This window comes from Collinsella sp. AM44-11 (assembly GCF_003467145.1).
In the GTDB taxonomy this organism is placed as follows: Bacteria; Actinomycetota; Coriobacteriia; order Coriobacteriales; family Coriobacteriaceae; genus Collinsella.
In genome coordinates, this window is sequence record NZ_QSFE01000001.1 from 172,349 (window position 1) to 188,720 (window position 16,372).

Genomic DNA, 16,372 nt, shown 5'->3' on the forward strand with positions numbered 1-16,372 from the left:
CTCAATGAGCTGGGCACTTATCTCAGATTCGAGCTGCAATCTTCGCGATTGGCAACCGACTGCACCCCGTACCACCTTTGCATTCGCTCCTCTCAAAATTCGAGTAGGGGAGCGCGAATTTGTCGACGACCTTTTGCTCGATGTTCACGAGCTTAATGTTGCCATTCAGTCGGAAGCCAGCGCATCATCGAGCGCCTGCCCAAGCGTGGGGGAGTGGGCTGAGCTCTTTAAGCTCGCCGACAAGACGATCTGCATGCCAATCTCGGAGGGTGTCTCTGGAAGCTATAACGCTGCCGCTACGGCACGCGATATGGTACTTGCCGAGGAGCCCAATCGTCAGATTCACCTGGTCAATTCGCGGGCAGCAGGCGGCAAGATGGATCTGATCTTCTTGCTGTTTGATCGTTATCTTGCAAGTAACCCGGACGTTTCCTTTGAGGACGCCTGCGCTTACTTCGACAGTCTCGAGCAAAACAGCAAGATTCTCTTTAGCCTGTGTAATTACGAGAACCTTGCAAAGGCCGGACGCATTCCTAAGGCAGCCGGCGTCATTGCCAACAAGCTCAATATTCGCATTTTGGGCACGGCGAGCGAGGCCGGTAAAATCGAGCTCGTCGGGCACACGCGTGGCGAAAAGAAGATGCTCAACAAGATCATCGACACCATGGAAGCCGAAGGTTTTACGGGCGGCGAGGTCGTTATCGACCATGTCGAGAATGAGGCAGGCGCCCAAGCACTTGCCAGCCGAATTGTGGAGCGCTGGCCAGGCTCCAAGACTATCATCATGCCCTGTAACGGGCTAGATTCATACTATGCCGAAATGCATGGGCTCATTATCGGCTACGGCATGGGCGTGGCTTCGGGCCAATAACGTCCAACCAAGCAAAAATACGGGCGGGACAAAGTGGCAGATAGCCCTTTGTTCCGCCCGTTTTATACGTCGGCTAGCTATTAAACCCATTAAACTTTAGATAGCTCATCAGGTACGCTTTCGAAACGAAGGATGAAACCGCACTGCGCACAAGCAGCGACTCACGCGTTACCTGATGCGCCGTATCGGGAACCGGCGTCTGCTCGACGGAAAACGCCGAACGAATCGATGCCTCGAGCTGATCGACCACATAATCGAAGGCCGTCGGGGCATCGTAGCTCAAACGCTGAATGTTAAAGAGTGCCTGCACCGCAGCAATAGGTAAGACCTGCTTAAAGAGGCAGATAGCGATCAGGCGGGCAATCTGCTCGCGGCCATATTGCTTTTTGACCGGAGCAGGCACCAAGCCGACCTTCACGTAGTTATTGATCATCGATGGCGTAATGACAGGGTGCTCAACGCAAATGGACAGCGGCTCCATCCACAGCGCAACATACTCAATAACCTGGTCGCGGTAGAGCGTCACATTGGGCAACTGGTCATAGCGCGGCAGACTCAACGTATTGAGTTTGCGCACGACTTCGGACTGAATAAATGCATCGGGCAGCACAGTGGGCTGAATATCCTCAGGTTTAATGCTGACCGTCGAATCGGACATCGGAATAACGTGTTTAACGTGGTTCATAAAGGTCCTCCGTTCATTTTCTATATTGTATTCTAGGTTATCTAGTTTTACATACCACATAGCCGGCAAGTAAAAGTGGTTGGACAACACATTGATGCATCGTCCAACCACTTTGTTTAAAGATAGCAACCTTACATAAGATATATTATCGTACTTATCCACGAAGAAACGCGTATGCGCTCGTTGCCGCTATGGCTCCATCAGAAACGGCGGTCACAACCTGGCGTAAGCGCTTGGAACGGATGTCGCCAGCGGCAAATAGACCAGGTGTACGGGTGGCCATCGAATCGTCGGTGACAATGCCGCCGTCGGGAGCCAGGTCGACTAGATGCTCAACAAGCTCGGTATGTGGCTGCGTCCCCGTAAAGACAAAGATGCCAAACGAGCCGGGCTCAAATGACTCGGCATGAGTTTCCCCAGATGCATTGTCCTTAAAGGTAATCGTCGTTGGCATGGCTTCGCCCGATAGCTCCACAATACTAGTTTGGTACCTAACTGTAATATTGTCCTTTGCGAGTACTTTCTGAACAACACCATCGGGCGCACGGAACTGGTCGCGGCGCAGCACGATGGTCACACTGCTGGCAATGTCGGACAGGAACAGCGCCTCTTCGCATGCCGAATTGCCACCACCGATTACAAAAACCTGCTTGCCGCGGAAAAACATGCCGTCACATGTTGCGCAATACGAAACGCCACGACCGCGATACGTATCCTCGCCAGCGAAACCTGCCGGACGCGGCGTGGCACCCATGCAAGCGATAACGCTTGAGGCCAGCGTATCGCCCATATCGTGATGCACCGTAAACAGCGCCGCATCGGCATCGTAATCGACGCCCGTCACCATACTCCATTCAACCTGAGCCCCCAGGCCTTCAGCATGCTGTTGGAACCGCTCACCAAGTTCGGCACCGCTCAGCAGCGGAATGCCAGGATAATTCTCAATCTCGTTGGATGTAGCGATCTGTCCGCCCGACATGCCCTGCTCAAGGACAGTCGTCGTCAGGTTGGCACGCGCAGCATAAATGGCGGCAGCATAGCCCGCGGGACCTCCGCCGATAATCGCAACATCGATCGTCTGATCGGTAGTCATGAAGAGTCCTCTCGTCGAAACGTTGTCGTTCTTTGCGCTCATACCCAAATTTACGTGAACATGACACTCATGCACTACAATGATAAATCCCGTGTTACAACGTCGAAGGGGAGTTATCGATGGATCAGGCGCAGACGAGTGACGACGCTCCCCTGCTCACGCACAGCACTCCCCAATCGGAGCAAACCACGCTCCTGGCTCAGCAAAAACCTCTCGTGACCATCGTGCACGCCTCCGTTGGCTCGGGCCACAAGGCCGCCGCAAATGCGATTGCGCAGGCATTCGACCTCATCCGCGGCACCAATGGCATCCCCGAGGATATTGAGATTGAAGTGCTCGATATCCTTGATTTTGGACGTATTAAATTCGACGGTAATAAGACCGCGGCTTCTTTTACGGGAGCCACGCGCCCCATTTACGACCTGACCTGGCGATATACGCTTACGGGACATCTTCTCTGGGGTGGCGGAACGGCATGGTCGCGAATTATGTTCCCCGCCTTCAACGAATATATTCGTAGCCGCAGGCCCATAGCCGTGGTTGCAACGCACATCACAGCAGCCAATGTTGCCGTGGGCGCCCGCGTAATTACGGGTATCGATTATCCGGTCATCTGCGTACCGACCGACTACGAAGTCGAGGGATGGTGGCCCCACAAGGACACCGATTTATTCTGTGTTGCCAACGAATTTATGTCCGAAACGCTGCGTCCGCGCAAGGTGCCCGAGGCAAAGATTCGCATTACCGGCATTCCTATTCGCGCCGGATTCGACACGGATTACGATCGCGAGGAAGAGCTAGCCAAGTTCAACCTCCCCACCGACAAGACCGTCGTGCTGGTTATGGCCGGCGCCAGTTTACCTCAACCGTACGTCCGCTTTCGCGCGGCGATGGACCATACACTCCCCTTCCTGCGCAGCTTCGAAGACATGCACTTTGTCTTTTTGCCCGGCAAGGACACCGAATATGCCACCCGCCTCAAAACGCTCTTCGACGCCATGAAGCTCGATAACGTCACGGTGTTGGACTATGTCGACGACATGGCGGCCCTCATGCACGGCTGCGACCTGGCAATCCTAAAATCGGGCGGACTCACTGTTACCGAGTGCCTGTGCGCGCATCTGCCGATGATCCTGTTGGGCAAATCATACGGCCAGGAAAAGGCCAACACCACGATGCTCACCGGCATGGGCGCCAGCATGCATGTCACCACCGCACGAGAACTCATCGTTACCCTACGTCACTTGCACGACCATCCCGAATCACTCAAAGCCCTACTCATCAACGGCGAAGTACTACGCCGCCCCCACGCAGCCGAAGACATAGCCATCGCAACCATGGAGCTCGTAGGCAAACCCCAAAAGCGCAAACGAGCCTTCTGCCGCTTCTACTGGGGCGAAAAACCTGCGCATATCAGGTAGCGTCTTAATGTCCGCTTACCTGTGGGAGGCCCCTATATATCATCCCGTGCTCAAACATTCTCGCTTCGCTGCGAAACTGCGCGCGGGACGATATATAGGGGCCTCCCGCAGGTAAGCTGCGTTAACGTACCAGCGGCTATACCAGATTCCCCACCAGTAGAATCTGCAAAGGGGAACCAGAAAATATAAATACAGTAAGTCGATGCGACAAAGGAGGCGTCCCTTCATCGCATCGACTTACTAGAAAAGTAAATATTGTTTCAAGCGAGTAGCCGCCCGCCCGGGGCTTACCTATATCGTTCCACGCGCAGTTTCGCAGCGAGCGAAGCGACGCGAGAATGTTTGAGCATGGAATGATATAGGTAAGCCCCGGGCGGGAGGGATACGGGCGCCCTAGGCGATGCCGCTGGAGCCGAAGCCTCCTTTGCCTCGGTCGGTTTTGTCTAGTTCTTCTACTTCTACGAGGTTGACCGTGGGGACTTCTTGGATGACGAGCTGGGCGATGCGGTCGCCTTTGTTGATTTGGATGTCGTTGGTGGGATCCAGGTTGATAAGGATAACCTTGAGTTCTCCTCGGTAGTGGGCGTCAATGAGGCCCGGCGTGTTGACTATAGACAGGCCCTGCTTGATGGCCAAGCCGCTGCGGGGCTGGACGAAGCCGGCGTAGCCGTCGGGCAGGGCGATGGCCAGCCCAGTAGAGACCAGACGGCGTTCGAAGGGCTTCAGGACGCAGTCCTCGTTGGAGCGCAAATCCAAGCCGGCATCGGTGGGATGGGCGTATTTGGGAAGCTCGACGGTGGGATCGAGACGCTTTATGTTGACGGTAATGTTGGGCATGGAATCACCTTAGCTTGTCGAGCTCTTGCAGAAACTCATCGACGTCTTTGAAATCGCGGTAGACCGAGGCAAAGCGGATGTACGCCACCTTGTCAATCTTGGCCAAGCGCTTGAGCACCATGTCACCCAACTCATGGGACGTGACGGCCGTCAGCGTGCGAGAGCGCAGCTCGACCTCGATGTCATCGATAATCTCATTGAGCTTCTTAGTGTCGATATCGCGCTTGATGGTGGCTCGCATCAAGCCGACGAGCAGCTTATTGCGATCGAACCGCTGCTTGGTTCCGTCTGACTTAATGACCTCGATTGGGTCTTCGCATCGCTCGAACGTTGTAAAGCGATAGTTACACGAGCAACATTCGCGACGGCGCTTAATGGTGTTATTTGACTCCTGCATACGAGAATCAACGACGCGGGTATGTGCCTTGCCGCATTTGGGACAGCGCATGGTACCTCCTCTTAAACGATAACAAGGGTACCATGCGCAGCGCGATAATGATTACGAACGAGCAGGAACCTTAAGATGCGCACCGGCGGCGAGCGAACCATGCTCCAGATGATTGACGTTACGGATCATGTCGGAAGTCTCTTGCGTGGAAAGGCCTTCGATTGGATATTCCTCGGCAAGCGACCAAAGAGAATCGCCAGTCTGAACGCGAATGGTCTCGTAAGTAATGTTGGAAACGGACTCGGCATACGCGGCGTGACGAGCGCTAAAGACCGAAGTAGCGAGGACAAAGAAGAGCGTAAGCGCAACGGCGACGGCGACAATCGTCGGAACCTTCAGGGCAACGCGGGCCGGCGCGACTACAGCCTGCTGATTGCGAGCAGGCTGTACGGTCAAAGGTTGAATGCCGGAGCGGCCACCCTGAACAACCGCAAAAGCGGGTTCTGCAGGCGTCTCGAGCTTAAGGGCGAGGTTTCCCTGGACCATATTCGTTGCGTTCATCATGTTCTCCTCTCGCGTGTTTTGCTGAGAACAGTTTTATCAAGCCGCGCGGACAAAAATGTCTAGCGCGAGAACGAATGTTCGGTTATTATTATCTTCGAACAGTTGTTCCTGTCAAGCAAAATTCGAACATTTGTTTGACATGGGTAGAGAGGATGCCCTGATGGCTCGCAAAATTACCAAGCGTCAGCAGCAAATTTACGACTTCATCAAGGAATATCAGCAGGAGAAGGGTTATCCGCCCAGCGTGCGCGAGATGGCTTCTGCCGTGGGCCTTTCCTCCCCAAGCACCGTGCACGCCCATCTCTCTGCCCTGGAGGCGCGCGGGCTACTCAAGCGCGATGCCACCAAACCGCGCGCCCTGGAACTCTTTAACGAGGACGGTTCCTCTGTCTCAATTTCTAAATCTGACGAGCCCACCGCACCTCGCGGAACGGTCTCGCTACCGCTCGTTGGTCGCGTCGCGGCTGGGATCCCCATTCTGGCCGAGCAGAATATCGAAGACACGTTTACTATCCCGACCGAAATCGCGACTGATCAGGGTTCCTTTATCCTTGAGGTGCATGGGAGCTCAATGATCAATGTCGGCATCTTCAATGGCGATTACATCATTGTCCGTGAACAAAAGAATGCCATGAACGGCGAAATTGTCGTGGCCATGATCGATGGTTCAGCGACCGTCAAGACGTTCTACAAGGAGCAGGGACGCGTACGCCTGCAGCCTGAGAATGACACCATGGAGCCTATCTATGCAACGAATCCCGTTATCCTGGGCAAAGTCGTCGGCTTGATGCGCCGGTTCTCGTAATGCAAAAACGCATCACCATCTTTGATACCGTCCGCGGGTTTACGATGATTTCTATGGCAGGTTTTCACGCTTGCTATGATCTTGCCTACCTGTACGGCTGGGATATGCCTTGGTTTACCCAGACTGTCTTTCAAGACGTCTGGCGCGCCAGCATCAGCTGGGTATTTTTGTTTATCGCGGGTTGGATGTGTACTCTTTCGCGCAACAATATCAAACGTGCCGCCAAATACGCCTTAGCAGCACTCGTTGTCTGGTTGGCAACAACACTTGTCTCAGTCGACGATTCGGTTAATTTTGGCATCATCTACTGCATGGCCGCATGCACCGGCATCGTGGCGTTGACCGATCCCGTCCTTAAGAAGATAACGGCGAGATGGGGCATGCCCCTATGCCTTGTGTTGTTCGCCCTCACCTGGAGCATCCCCAAAACGATCTACCCTGTCCCCTACCTGGCGTGGCTGGGATTTCCGAGCCCTGGGTTTGTCTCGGGTGATTACTACCCCATCATCCCGTTTATCTTTATGTATCTTGCAGGATACTTCGCCGCACACATAGCGCAGGGAATCGATGAGACCGTCCCTAGCTGGGCCTACGCCAACCCCCTGCCGGCGCTCGCCAGCCTTGGACGTCACGCTCTCCCCTTTTATCTGCTGCATCAGCCCATCATTCTGGGCATTTTGGAGCTCGTCTACTCGGTGCGATAACGCTCGAGCCGCGGTGCAATACGAGCCGGCAACTTCGCCACAATGCGAACGCCGTCCTCGAGATATTCCTCATGCAGAAGGGTTCCCTGCTCATGCACCAGCGTGATGAGAGCGCCCTCACGATACGGGATATCAGCGGAGAGCAACACATCGGTGGCAGCTGCCTCGCGAGCAATCCGGTCGACGAGATCGTCGAGCCCTTCGCCCGTTTGAGCCGAGAACAGAACGGCCTCCGGATAGCGACGACGGAAACTCAATCGATCGACGCTATCGAGAAGATCGATTTTATTGAATACGGTAAGCGTTAAACGCTCTCCGGCGCCGATCTCATCAAGCACGCGGTCGACAGCCTCCAGCTGCCGCTCATAGTCCTCGTCAGACGCATCTACGACTTTGAGAATTAGATCGGCACCCAAAACCTCGGACAGCGTCGATTTAAAGGCATCGACCAGACCATGGGGCAGCTTTTGAATAAAGCCGACGGTATCGGTAATCGTCATGCCGCGACCGCCGGGCAGACGATACGAACGCGTCGTAGGGTCGAGCGTAGCAAACAGCTTGTCCTGCGAAAGTACCGTAGAGCCGGTCAGACGATTGAGTAACGTCGATTTACCGGCATTGGTATAACCGGCTAACGCGACGCGAAACGCCGGGGACTCAATGCGACTCTTGGATTGAACATCGCGACGCTGTTCAACCTGCTTGAGCTCACGACGAAGCGCAGCGATCTTATTACGAATGAGGCGACGGTCGACCTCGAGCTGACTTTCGCCCTGACCAAAACGTGAACCGATGCCGCCGCGCGTCTGCTCCTTGGCGAGATGGCTCCACATGCCACGCAGGCGAGGCAACAAATATTGAAGCTGTGCCAGCTGTACCTGCAGGCGTCCCTCACGCGTCTGAGCATGCAGGCCAAAGATATCCAGGATCAGTGCAGTACGATCGATAATCTTTACCGGCTCGCCCACGGCTTTCTCCAAATAGGATTGCTGCGAGGGGGTCAGGTCGTCGTCAAAAATAACGACATCGGCATCCATGCGATGCACCAGGCCGCACAGCTCCTCTACCTTACCGGAACCGATAAACGATTTAGGATACGGCTTTACCAAACGCTGCGACAAGCGTGCCACGCACTGGGCACCAGCTGTGTGGGCAAGACGCTCCAGCTCATCAAGCGAGCGATCGAGCGGCCATGCATTGTCGCGCCACTCAACACCAACTAAAATGGCACGCTCGGGCTCGGGTGCCGTGGGAACAAGGGGGAAACGGGGCATTAGGCAGCCTCAATACGATGCAGGATATCCTCAACGACCTCATCGATCGTACATTCATCCATATCAAACCACACGATACGGTCATCGCGCTTAAACCACGAAAGCTGACGCTTGGCATAACGACGCGAACGCATCTTAATGAGTTCGCGAGCCTCATCCATGCTCATCACGCCATTGAAAGCATCGATGATCTCTTTATAGCCAATTGCCTGCATCGACGTCAGGGCATCACCCAGCCCCTGGCCCATAAGACCGCGGACCTCATCGACAAGACCCTGCTCAAACATCAGATCGACGCGCAGGTTAATGCGTTCATAGAGCACCTCGCGATTTCGCGTCAGGCCAAACCATAACGCATGATAATGCTCGCGCGGAAAACTAAACTGCGATTTTTGCTGCGCATAGGAAACGCCATCATCGTGCATTTCGAGCGCGCGAATCACACGGCGCACGTTATGGGGATGAATAACAGCAGCCGATTCTGGATCGCGCTCGGCAAGCAAGGCATGCAGTTCTTCCTCGCCAATACGCTCGGCAAGCTCCTGATAGCCCGCACGACGATCGTCCTCAAGTTCACCCGAGGGAAAGTCCATCTCATCGAGGGCGGCCTTGAGATACAGCCCCGTACCTCCGCAAAAAACCGGCAGGCAACCCGAACCAAGGAGACGTTCAACATGCGCGCGAGCGTCGGCCTGATAAAGCGCAGCAGAATATGCCACACCCGGCTCTACAATGTCAACGAGACGCAGCGGCACCGTGCACTCATCGGGCGCCATCTTTGCGGTACCGATGTCCATGCCGCGATAGATTTGCATCGCATCGCACGACAGCACTTCGGACGAAAGACGAGCTGCCAAACGGTCGGCAACATCACTCTTACCAACCGCCGTCGGACCGACGATCGCAACGGCGGAAAGACCTGCCCCGGGAGAAACCATTAGCGCGGCTCGCCCACAACGGAACCGGACAAATACCAGGTCTTGGCAACGTCAACGTCAACATCAACGATCTTGCCAACAAGCTGATCGATGCTGTAACCCTCGGGGATAGGCGCATGCACGGTCTGATTCTTGGGACTCTTGCCCAGCAGGACCGCATCGTTCTTTTTACTCGTTCCCTCAATGAGCGCGGGAACCACAGCATGAAGCTCACCCTGGTTATACTCGTGTGCCGTGGTCTCGATAACCTTAACCAGGCGGTTGAAACGCTCGAGAATAACCTCATGCGGCGTAGGATCGTCAATCTCGGCGGCCGGGGTACCGGCACGCTTGGAATAGATGAAGGTATAGGCCTGAGCGTAGCGGACCGTCTCGGCAAGCGAGAGCGTCTGCTCAAAGTCTTCTTCAGTCTCGCCCGGGAAGCCAACGATAATGTCGGTCGAGAGCGCGATATCGGGCATGCGGTTGCGAATGCGATCAACCAGGCCCAGATAGTCCTCGCGTGTATAACGGCGATTCATCTCTTTGAGGATCCGCGTCGAACCTGACTGGACGGCCAGGTGCAGTTGCGGCATTACGGCAGGTGTCTCGGCCATGGCGTCGATGGTCTCGGGCAGCAGGTCCTTAGGATGCGAAGACGTAAAGAAGATGCGCTCCACGCCCGTATCACCCACGGCACGCAGCAGATCGGCAAAACGCGGCTTGCCAAACAGATCGCGACCATATGAGTTAACGTTTTGGCCCAGCAGCGTAATCTCACGCACGCCCTGGCGCACCAAACCGGTCACCTCGTCGACAATCTCCTCGAAGGGGCGGCTCTTTTCGCGACCGCGCACGTACGGCACGATGCAATAGGTGCAGAAATTATTGCAGCCCGTCATGATGGGCACCCAGGCGTGATACTGAGTCTCGCGATGCCACGGCATGCTCATGGCATCCGTATCCTCATGCTCATTGGTGCGGATATGACGCTTACCATCAAGGAACGCCTCGGCAATGAGCTCGGCCACATGTGCAATGGAATGCGTGCCAAAGATGACATTGACGTTATCGACGTTGGTGAGCAGGCCCTCGCCATCGCGCTGCGCGATGCAACCGCCAACGGCAACCACGCGCTTGCCCGAAGGCGAAGGCGGCAGGCTTTTGCAGGAATTGCACTGACCGTACAGGCGAGTATCGGCGGCCTCGCGCACGCAGCAAGTCATGAAGACAACGATATCGGCATGCGCGGGATCGAGCGCCATGAGGCAGCCATACGAATCAAGCAAACCGCTCACACGCTCGGAGTCGTGCTGATTCATCTGGCAGCCAAAGGTGCGGATAAAGTAGGTTTTACCGGCAAGAATATCGCGTACGGAACGCTGGTCCATGTGCATAAGTCCTAACGATGGGGAGCGAAACAAGGCAAGCAGAAGCTATGCCACAGGCTTAACATCATCCATGACGACGTTATCCATAGCAGCTCGATTGATCTGGTGAACGTAGATAGAAAGGCGGATGGCCGTGCGCGACTCCCCGTTAATGAGGATGTCGGAGAACACGGGCGCGCAGGAAATATCAAAACCGGTTGGAATCAAAAAACCGCGCGCGATAGCAACGGCCTTAATGGCCTGGTTGACGGCACCGGCGCCGACACACTGGATGTTGACGGGTACACCATCCTTGACCATGCCGGCGATGGCGCCGGCAACGGACGCTGGCGATGATTTGCTTGATACCTTCAGGCAATCCATGAAGAAACTCCTGCATTTAAAAGTACGTTTTAACTGCAATAACTGTATCGTACCGAGTGGACTCGGTAAAGGCACTATTCCTCTTTGGCAAGATCAAAGGTCACGGTGATTCGATCACGCGAAACACGGATCTTTGGGTCGCCGCAAAGGTTGAGATAGTACCGGGCGGCAAGGTCATTAAAGTCGCGCTCCACAGCACGCGAAAACTGTGCCATGTCATCCTTGGCAATACGTAGCCCGCGACGATCCTTCGCGAGATCGACAGGAGCCGGCGCATGCGAGGACGAATCACGCTCGCGCAGCAGACGCGCGGTCACACCGCGAACGGGCTTAATCTGCCCTGCCAAAATGCGATGGGCCGTGCGCTCGGACATCTCAAGACCCAAACCCGAACAAATACGGATAAAGTCCTCGGCATCAGAAGCAAGGCCTAAACGATCGACAACCGGAAGCTCGCTCTCGTCATCAATGAACAGGAGACGAGACGTATCGAGCCGACTTGACGCTTGAGCATAAAGGGTCGCGGCAATCTCAGACGGAGAACCGAGATAGACATCGCAACCACGCAACTCCTCGAGCGCAAACTCACAAGCAGCGCGAATAATATTATGTGGACCGCGAGCGCAGACATAACGTCCGTCCTCATCCTTGACGGCCTGGGGCCAGCTGGACTGATCGGCACGCTCACTGAGGCGGTCGGCCGCGACGCTCACCTTAAAGGCTGAACCAAGATCGACGCCGGACGTGACCACACGGGCCTCATCGGTGTTCTGCTTGATCGAAAACAATGCCATGCCACGACCGTGAACGCCCCAACGGTCCATCTTCATGCTCTCGAGCTTGGAGGTAACGCGGGCATCAAAGATTCGCTCTTGCATATCCTGCGGAACGCCCGAACCGTTATCCAGAAAGACAAGCGTGCGGACGCCGTCTTCCTTGGTCGTGGCGAGATAGACCTTGTCGGCGCCGGCATCGCGAGCATTACGGAGCATTTCGATGACGATGTCCTCGACATGCTGAATGTCGTGCTTTGCCTGGCGCCGCTCGGCCTCCGAAACGCGGAGGCGGACATACCCCTCGCCAAGGTTCTCCTCGACGCGAAGGTTGCCCTCCCCCGACATCGACGCGATAAATGAGATGAGCTCGTTCGCGTCGCTCATGTTATTTAGCGATATCGACAGCGCGGCTCTCGCGAATCACGACGACGCGCACCTGACCGGGATACTCCATCTCTTCCTCGATCTGATGGGCGATATCGTGAGCCAGGACCGTGGACTGGGCATCGGAAATCTTGTCCGGCTGGACCATGACGTGGACCTCGCGACCGGCCTGCATGGCATAGGTACGTTCGACGCCGTCATGAGAGTTGGCGATCTCCTCGAGCTTCTCAAGACGCTTGATGTAGTTCTCGGCAGACTCGCGACGGGCACCGGGGCGAGAGGCAGAGACAGCATCGGCGGCCTGTACCAGGACATCGAGCACCGTATTGGGGTCGACATCGGCATGGTGAGCCTCGATAGCGTGGACGATAACGGGCTTCTCGCCATAACGGCGGGCAAGCTCGGCGCCGATGACGGCATGCGGGCCCTCGACGTCGTGGTCGATTGCCTTGCCCAGGTCGTGCAGCAGGCCGGCGCGCTTGGCGGTCACAACGTCCAGGCCAAGCTCGGAAGCCATCACGCCGCACAGATCAGAGACCTCGAGGGAATGCTGAAGCACGTTCTGACCAAACGAGGTACGGTAGCGCAGGGCACCAAGGGTCTTGACGATCTCGGGGTGCAGATCGTGGATGCCGGTATCGAAGGCAGCCTGCTCGCCAGCCTCGCGCACGCGCTGCTGAACCAGGTCGGCGGCCTTGTGATACATCTCCTCGATACGGGCAGGGTGAATGCGGCCGTCGGCGATGAGGTTCTCGAGGGCGACACGGGCGGTCTCACGACGGACCGGGTCGAAGCTCGAAAGAACGACGGTCTCGGGCGTGTCGTCGATCACGAGGTTGACGCCGGAAACCTGCTCGAAGGTCCGGATGTTGCGACCCTCGCGACCGATGATACGGCCCTTGAGGTCATCAGAGGGAATGTGCACGGAGGTAACGGTGACCTCGGCAGTGTGATCGGCAGCGCAGCGCTGAATCGCCAGAGACAGAATCTCCTGGGCGGTCTTGTGGCACTCGGCGCGAACCTGCTGCTCGGACTCGCGAATGATCGTGGCGGCCTCGTGGGTGACCTCGCCGCGAACCTTATCGAGGAGCTCCTTGTGGGCGTCCTCGCGGGTAAGGTCGGCGATACGCTCGAGCTCGGAGGTCTGCTTTGCGCAGAGTTCCTCGAGCTCACGGGAGCGCTTCTCGACCTGACCGGCCTGGCTGGACAGCTGATGCTCGCGCTTGTCGAGAGCGTCGTTGCGGCGATCGAGGGATTCCTCGCGCTGCATCACGCGGTTCTCGAGCGTACGAATCTCGTTCTTACGCTGCTTGTCCTCGGCCTCGGCGGCCTGCTTGTTCTTGATGATCTCCTCTTTAGCCTCGAGCAGAGCCTCTTTTTTGAGGGTCTCGGCCTGACGCTTGGCATCACCGATCAGGGACTCAGCCTGTGCGTGTGCCGACTGGATTTTTTCGTCGGCCTCGTGAAGACTACCCTGCTTGGCGGTGCGCATGTAGGCAATGGCGGCGATGGCACCCAAAACGATGCCAACGAGCGCTGCGATGATAGGCATGCTCACTCCTTTTTATGGATTCGTTACACAACAAAGCGAACCGTCCTTACGAACGGCTCGCGACATTTGAGTAATATGGGCGCAGCTTATGCGGGTCGGATACAGATAAACATATAAACAAACTCATCACAGATGAGCACATATCACAAAGCAAATGACAGTGTTTATCGTACGTTGAACCACAACAACTGTCAAATAAATGGCCCCAGCACGGCGGCTAAAACGCGGTGAACGGCAGGGCCACAAAACGCATACGCCTAAACCGCACATTCCTCACGTTCGGCATCGAGACGTGCCTTAACGGCATCGGCGGCGATGTGATACGAGAAGCCCTTGCCCATCAAAAACCGAACCAGTTTTTCGAATCCGCGCGTCTCTGGAACACGCCGCTTGGCGAGCAGGGCTGACGCACGCGCCAAATCGTCTTCGACGGCAAAATAATCCTCGGGATAACCGGGAATGTCATCGAGCACGACATGACGGCGCTTGAGCTCGGTCTCGATTTTACGCTGTCCCCAACCGCGCCGCTTACGTTCCTCGATAAAGTACGAGCAAAAGCGGTTCTCGTCTAAAAAGCGATACTCGGTGGCGCGCTCGACGGCGAAATCGATCGCGGGCTGGCGAAAGCCGTAGCGAGCCAGCTTGTCACGGACCTCACCCGTCGCATGGTCGCGTCGCGATAGCATCTCGGTCACCATGGTAAGTGCACATTTACGCTCGATGAGCTGCACCGCTTCACGAAAGTTATCCCAATCACAGGGAAGATCGGGGCGATTTTTGACATACAGGCGCGCAACCCGCACGGGAATCCAAATGGACCGCTCAAAACCGCCCTCAAGCTCACAATCGATATGTGCGCAAGGCTTTTTGGACGCATACCCGCTCGAGAACGAGGAGGCCGCCTTCTTATCGGGAAAGACGACCGTGGCCTCGGTCACCGTATACGACATGAGCGTAACCGCTACTCGTCGTCATCATCGAGCATGGCGGAACCATCGATGGCGTAAAGCTCGTCAAACTCCTCAGGCGCAGGCTGATCGGTCAGTTCGACCTCGGACGGAGCATCGTCATCAAACTCAAGCCCGCAGGCAAGGCGGACCTTATGCTCAATCTCGTCGGCGCAATCGGGGTGTTCGCGCAGGAACGCCTTGGCGGCCTCGCGACCGTTGCCGAGCTTGTCCTCGCCATAGGCAAACCAGGAGCCCATCTTCTTGCAAATGCCGCACTCGACAGCCATGTCCAGAATCGAGCCCTCCTTAGAGATGCCCGTACCGTACATAATGTCGAACTCAGCAGAACGGAACGGAGCTGCCACCTTGTTCTTAACGACCTTGGCGCGCACGCGGTTACCGATAACCTCATCCTTAAGCTTAATGCTGTCGATGCGGCGAATGTCGATACGCACCGAAGAGAAGAACTTAAGGGCGCGGCCGCCCGTCGTGGTCTCGGGGTTGCCGAACATGACGCCGATCTTCTCTCGCAGCTGGTTAATGAAGATGCATGTCGTGTTGGACTTGGACAGCGAGCCGGCGAGCTTGCGGAGCGCCTGACTCATCAGACGAGCTTGCAATCCGACCGTGGTATCGCCGATCTCTCCCTCGATCTCGGCACGCGGGGTCAGCGCGGCGACGGAGTCGACGACGATGGCATCGATGGCGCCGGAACGCACGAGCATGTCAACAATCTCGAGCGCCTGCTCACCCGTATCAGGCTGGGAAATCAGTACCTCGTCGATATCCACGCCAATGCGCGCGGCATACGTGGGATCGAGCGCGTGCTCGGCATCGATAAATGCCACCACGCCACCCATTGCCTGGGCCTCGGCCAGGATCTCGAGCGAAAGCGTCGTCTTACCGGAGGACTCAGGACCGTAAATCTCGACGATACGGCCGCGCGGCACACCGCCGATACCCAGAGCGGCATCGAGTGCCAGAGCGCCCGTGGGGATGGCCTCAACCTCAAGCTCGGGGCCGCCGTCACCATACCTCATGATGGAGCCTTGACCGAACTTCTTCTCGATCTCGGCCTTGGTGGTGGCGATCATCTCATCGCGCTCTTTACCCGTCGTGCGAGCATGAACGGTACGTACGGGACCTGAATTCTTGGCCATGAATAGCCCTCCTCTTAACAACCTGCATCGATAATAAACGAACGGCTGTTCGTGGTCAACCGTTCAGGCCAATCATATGCAGGCAGTCTTTCCAAAACCCAACCAAACGCCGACCAAACACTGACCAAATGCTTGACCACAAAGGGCCGAATAAGAACAGGGAAGGCAAGAATACACCTATAACCAGCGCAAACGCTAAATTCGTCAGGGGTCCCTATCTCCACAATTAAGGGGCCC

17 protein-coding genes are annotated in these 16,372 nt (G+C 56.2%); 4 read left to right on the forward strand and 13 right to left on the reverse strand.

Going from position 1 to position 16,372, the window contains the following annotated elements; all coding sequences use genetic code 11:
• Positions 1–4 precede the first annotated feature (4 nt).
• A complete protein-coding gene (locus DW943_RS00840; protein ID WP_117861918.1) occupies positions 5–871 on the forward strand; it encodes a DegV family protein in 867 nt (288 codons plus the stop codon).
• A gap of 73 nt (positions 872–944) precedes the next feature.
• On the opposite strand, the gene DW943_RS00845 is transcribed toward DW943_RS00840, so the two are convergent.
• Both DW943_RS00845 and DW943_RS00850 read right to left on the reverse strand, forming a co-directional pair.
• Complete coding sequence (locus tag DW943_RS00845) at positions 945–1,556, reverse strand: DUF1836 domain-containing protein (RefSeq protein WP_199572713.1); 612 nt, start codon at positions 1,554–1,556, stop codon at positions 945–947.
• Between the two features lie 154 nt (positions 1,557–1,710).
• Positions 1,711–2,649, reverse strand: a complete 939-nt coding sequence (locus DW943_RS00850; RefSeq protein WP_117861919.1) for an NAD(P)/FAD-dependent oxidoreductase — start codon at positions 2,647–2,649, stop codon at positions 1,711–1,713.
• Positions 2,650–2,768: 119 nt separating this feature from the next.
• On the opposite strand from DW943_RS00850, the gene DW943_RS00855 reads away from it, so the two are divergent.
• The gene (locus DW943_RS00855; RefSeq protein ID WP_117861920.1) at positions 2,769–4,070 is read left to right on the forward strand and encodes a glycosyltransferase; all 1,302 of its coding nucleotides are present in this window, start codon (positions 2,769–2,771) and stop codon (positions 4,068–4,070) included.
• 393 nt (positions 4,071–4,463) lie between these two features.
• Here DW943_RS00855 and dut read toward each other — a convergent pair whose 3' ends face one another.
• From dut to DW943_RS00870, 3 genes are read right to left on the reverse strand one after another with little or no spacing between them, the layout of a single operon-like run.
• A complete protein-coding gene (dut, locus tag DW943_RS00860; protein ID WP_055250109.1) occupies positions 4,464–4,907 on the reverse strand; it encodes a dUTP diphosphatase in 444 nt (147 codons plus the stop codon).
• 4 nt (positions 4,908–4,911) lie between these two features.
• Positions 4,912–5,355, reverse strand: coding sequence for a transcriptional regulator NrdR (gene nrdR, locus DW943_RS00865; protein ID WP_022093781.1), 444 nt, complete (start codon positions 5,353–5,355; stop codon positions 4,912–4,914).
• Positions 5,356–5,406: 51 nt separating this feature from the next.
• Complete coding sequence (locus DW943_RS00870; RefSeq protein ID WP_158566043.1) at positions 5,407–5,856, reverse strand: LysM peptidoglycan-binding domain-containing protein; 450 nt, start codon at positions 5,854–5,856, stop codon at positions 5,407–5,409.
• A gap of 163 nt (positions 5,857–6,019) precedes the next feature.
• Here DW943_RS00870 and lexA point away from each other — a divergent pair, with 163 nt between their 5' ends.
• Both lexA and DW943_RS00880 read left to right on the forward strand, forming a co-directional pair.
• On the forward strand, positions 6,020–6,664 hold the full coding sequence (lexA, locus tag DW943_RS00875; RefSeq protein WP_055250104.1) for a transcriptional repressor LexA: 645 nt from the start codon (positions 6,020–6,022) through the stop codon (positions 6,662–6,664).
• Positions 6,664–7,368 carry a heparan-alpha-glucosaminide N-acetyltransferase gene (locus tag DW943_RS00880; RefSeq protein ID WP_055250103.1) on the forward strand — a complete coding sequence of 235 codons (705 nt, stop codon included), beginning with the start codon at positions 6,664–6,666 and terminating at the stop codon, positions 7,366–7,368. Before lexA ends, DW943_RS00880 begins: the two co-directional genes overlap by 1 nt.
• Here DW943_RS00880 and hflX read toward each other — a convergent pair.
• From hflX to recA, 8 genes are all read right to left on the reverse strand, one after another.
• Positions 7,353–8,642, reverse strand: coding sequence for a GTPase HflX (gene hflX, locus DW943_RS00885; RefSeq protein WP_117766609.1), 1,290 nt, complete (start codon positions 8,640–8,642; stop codon positions 7,353–7,355). The two genes, DW943_RS00880 and hflX, sit on opposite strands and share 16 nt — an antisense overlap.
• Positions 8,642–9,580 (reverse strand): tRNA (adenosine(37)-N6)-dimethylallyltransferase MiaA, encoded by a 939-nt coding sequence (gene miaA / locus DW943_RS00890; RefSeq protein ID WP_117854739.1) that lies wholly within the window; start codon positions 9,578–9,580, stop codon positions 8,642–8,644. Before miaA ends, hflX begins: the two co-directional genes overlap by 1 nt.
• Complete coding sequence (gene miaB, locus DW943_RS00895; RefSeq protein WP_117861922.1) at positions 9,580–10,950, reverse strand: tRNA (N6-isopentenyl adenosine(37)-C2)-methylthiotransferase MiaB; 1,371 nt, start codon at positions 10,948–10,950, stop codon at positions 9,580–9,582. Before miaB ends, miaA begins: the two co-directional genes overlap by 1 nt.
• A gap of 45 nt (positions 10,951–10,995) precedes the next feature.
• Positions 10,996–11,313, reverse strand: a complete 318-nt coding sequence (locus tag DW943_RS00900) for a stage V sporulation protein S (protein WP_006235982.1) — start codon at positions 11,311–11,313, stop codon at positions 10,996–10,998.
• Positions 11,314–11,387: 74 nt separating this feature from the next.
• Positions 11,388–12,473: an ATP-binding protein gene (locus DW943_RS00905; protein ID WP_006235981.1), complete on the reverse strand. Its 1,086-nt coding sequence runs from the start codon at positions 12,471–12,473 to the stop codon at positions 11,388–11,390.
• Between the two features lies 1 nt (position 12,474).
• Positions 12,475–14,025: a ribonuclease Y gene (gene rny, locus DW943_RS00910; RefSeq protein ID WP_089573375.1), complete on the reverse strand. Its 1,551-nt coding sequence runs from the start codon at positions 14,023–14,025 to the stop codon at positions 12,475–12,477.
• Between the two features lie 257 nt (positions 14,026–14,282).
• Positions 14,283–14,975 carry a regulatory protein RecX gene (locus DW943_RS00915; RefSeq protein ID WP_117861923.1) on the reverse strand — a complete coding sequence of 231 codons (693 nt, stop codon included), beginning with the start codon at positions 14,973–14,975 and terminating at the stop codon, positions 14,283–14,285.
• An 11-nt stretch (positions 14,976–14,986) separates the two neighbouring features.
• Positions 14,987–16,135: a recombinase RecA gene (recA, locus tag DW943_RS00920; RefSeq protein WP_022094695.1), complete on the reverse strand. Its 1,149-nt coding sequence runs from the start codon at positions 16,133–16,135 to the stop codon at positions 14,987–14,989.
• Positions 16,136–16,372: the final 237 nt, after the last annotated feature.

Excerpts from the sequence above, each read along its gene's own strand:
- DW943_RS00840 (WP_117861918.1), top strand. The coding sequence starts at position 5 with ATGAGCTGGGCACTTATCTCAGATTCGAGCTGCAATCTTCGCGATTGG.
- DW943_RS00845 (WP_199572713.1), bottom strand. The coding sequence starts at position 1,556 with ATGAACCACGTTAAACACGTTATTCCGATGTCCGATTCGACGGTCAGC.
- DW943_RS00850 (WP_117861919.1), bottom strand. The coding sequence starts at position 2,649 with ATGACTACCGATCAGACGATCGATGTTGCGATTATCGGCGGAGGTCCC.
- DW943_RS00855 (WP_117861920.1), top strand. The coding sequence starts at position 2,769 with ATGGATCAGGCGCAGACGAGTGACGACGCTCCCCTGCTCACGCACAGC.
- dut (WP_055250109.1), bottom strand. The coding sequence starts at position 4,907 with ATGCCCAACATTACCGTCAACATAAAGCGTCTCGATCCCACCGTCGAG.
- nrdR (WP_022093781.1), bottom strand. The coding sequence starts at position 5,355 with ATGCGCTGTCCCAAATGCGGCAAGGCACATACCCGCGTCGTTGATTCT.
- DW943_RS00870 (WP_158566043.1), bottom strand. The coding sequence starts at position 5,856 with ATGAACGCAACGAATATGGTCCAGGGAAACCTCGCCCTTAAGCTCGAG.
- lexA (WP_055250104.1), top strand. The coding sequence starts at position 6,020 with ATGGCTCGCAAAATTACCAAGCGTCAGCAGCAAATTTACGACTTCATC.
- DW943_RS00880 (WP_055250103.1), top strand. The coding sequence starts at position 6,664 with ATGCAAAAACGCATCACCATCTTTGATACCGTCCGCGGGTTTACGATG.
- hflX (WP_117766609.1), bottom strand. The coding sequence starts at position 8,642 with ATGCCCCGTTTCCCCCTTGTTCCCACGGCACCCGAGCCCGAGCGTGCC.
- miaA (WP_117854739.1), bottom strand. The coding sequence starts at position 9,580 with ATGGTTTCTCCCGGGGCAGGTCTTTCCGCCGTTGCGATCGTCGGTCCG.
- miaB (WP_117861922.1), bottom strand. The coding sequence starts at position 10,950 with ATGGACCAGCGTTCCGTACGCGATATTCTTGCCGGTAAAACCTACTTT.
- DW943_RS00900 (WP_006235982.1), bottom strand. The coding sequence starts at position 11,313 with ATGGATTGCCTGAAGGTATCAAGCAAATCATCGCCAGCGTCCGTTGCC.
- DW943_RS00905 (WP_006235981.1), bottom strand. The coding sequence starts at position 12,473 with ATGAGCGACGCGAACGAGCTCATCTCATTTATCGCGTCGATGTCGGGG.
- rny (WP_089573375.1), bottom strand. The coding sequence starts at position 14,025 with ATGCCTATCATCGCAGCGCTCGTTGGCATCGTTTTGGGTGCCATCGCC.
- DW943_RS00915 (WP_117861923.1), bottom strand. The coding sequence starts at position 14,975 with ATGTCGTATACGGTGACCGAGGCCACGGTCGTCTTTCCCGATAAGAAG.
- recA (WP_022094695.1), bottom strand. The coding sequence starts at position 16,135 with ATGGCCAAGAATTCAGGTCCCGTACGTACCGTTCATGCTCGCACGACG.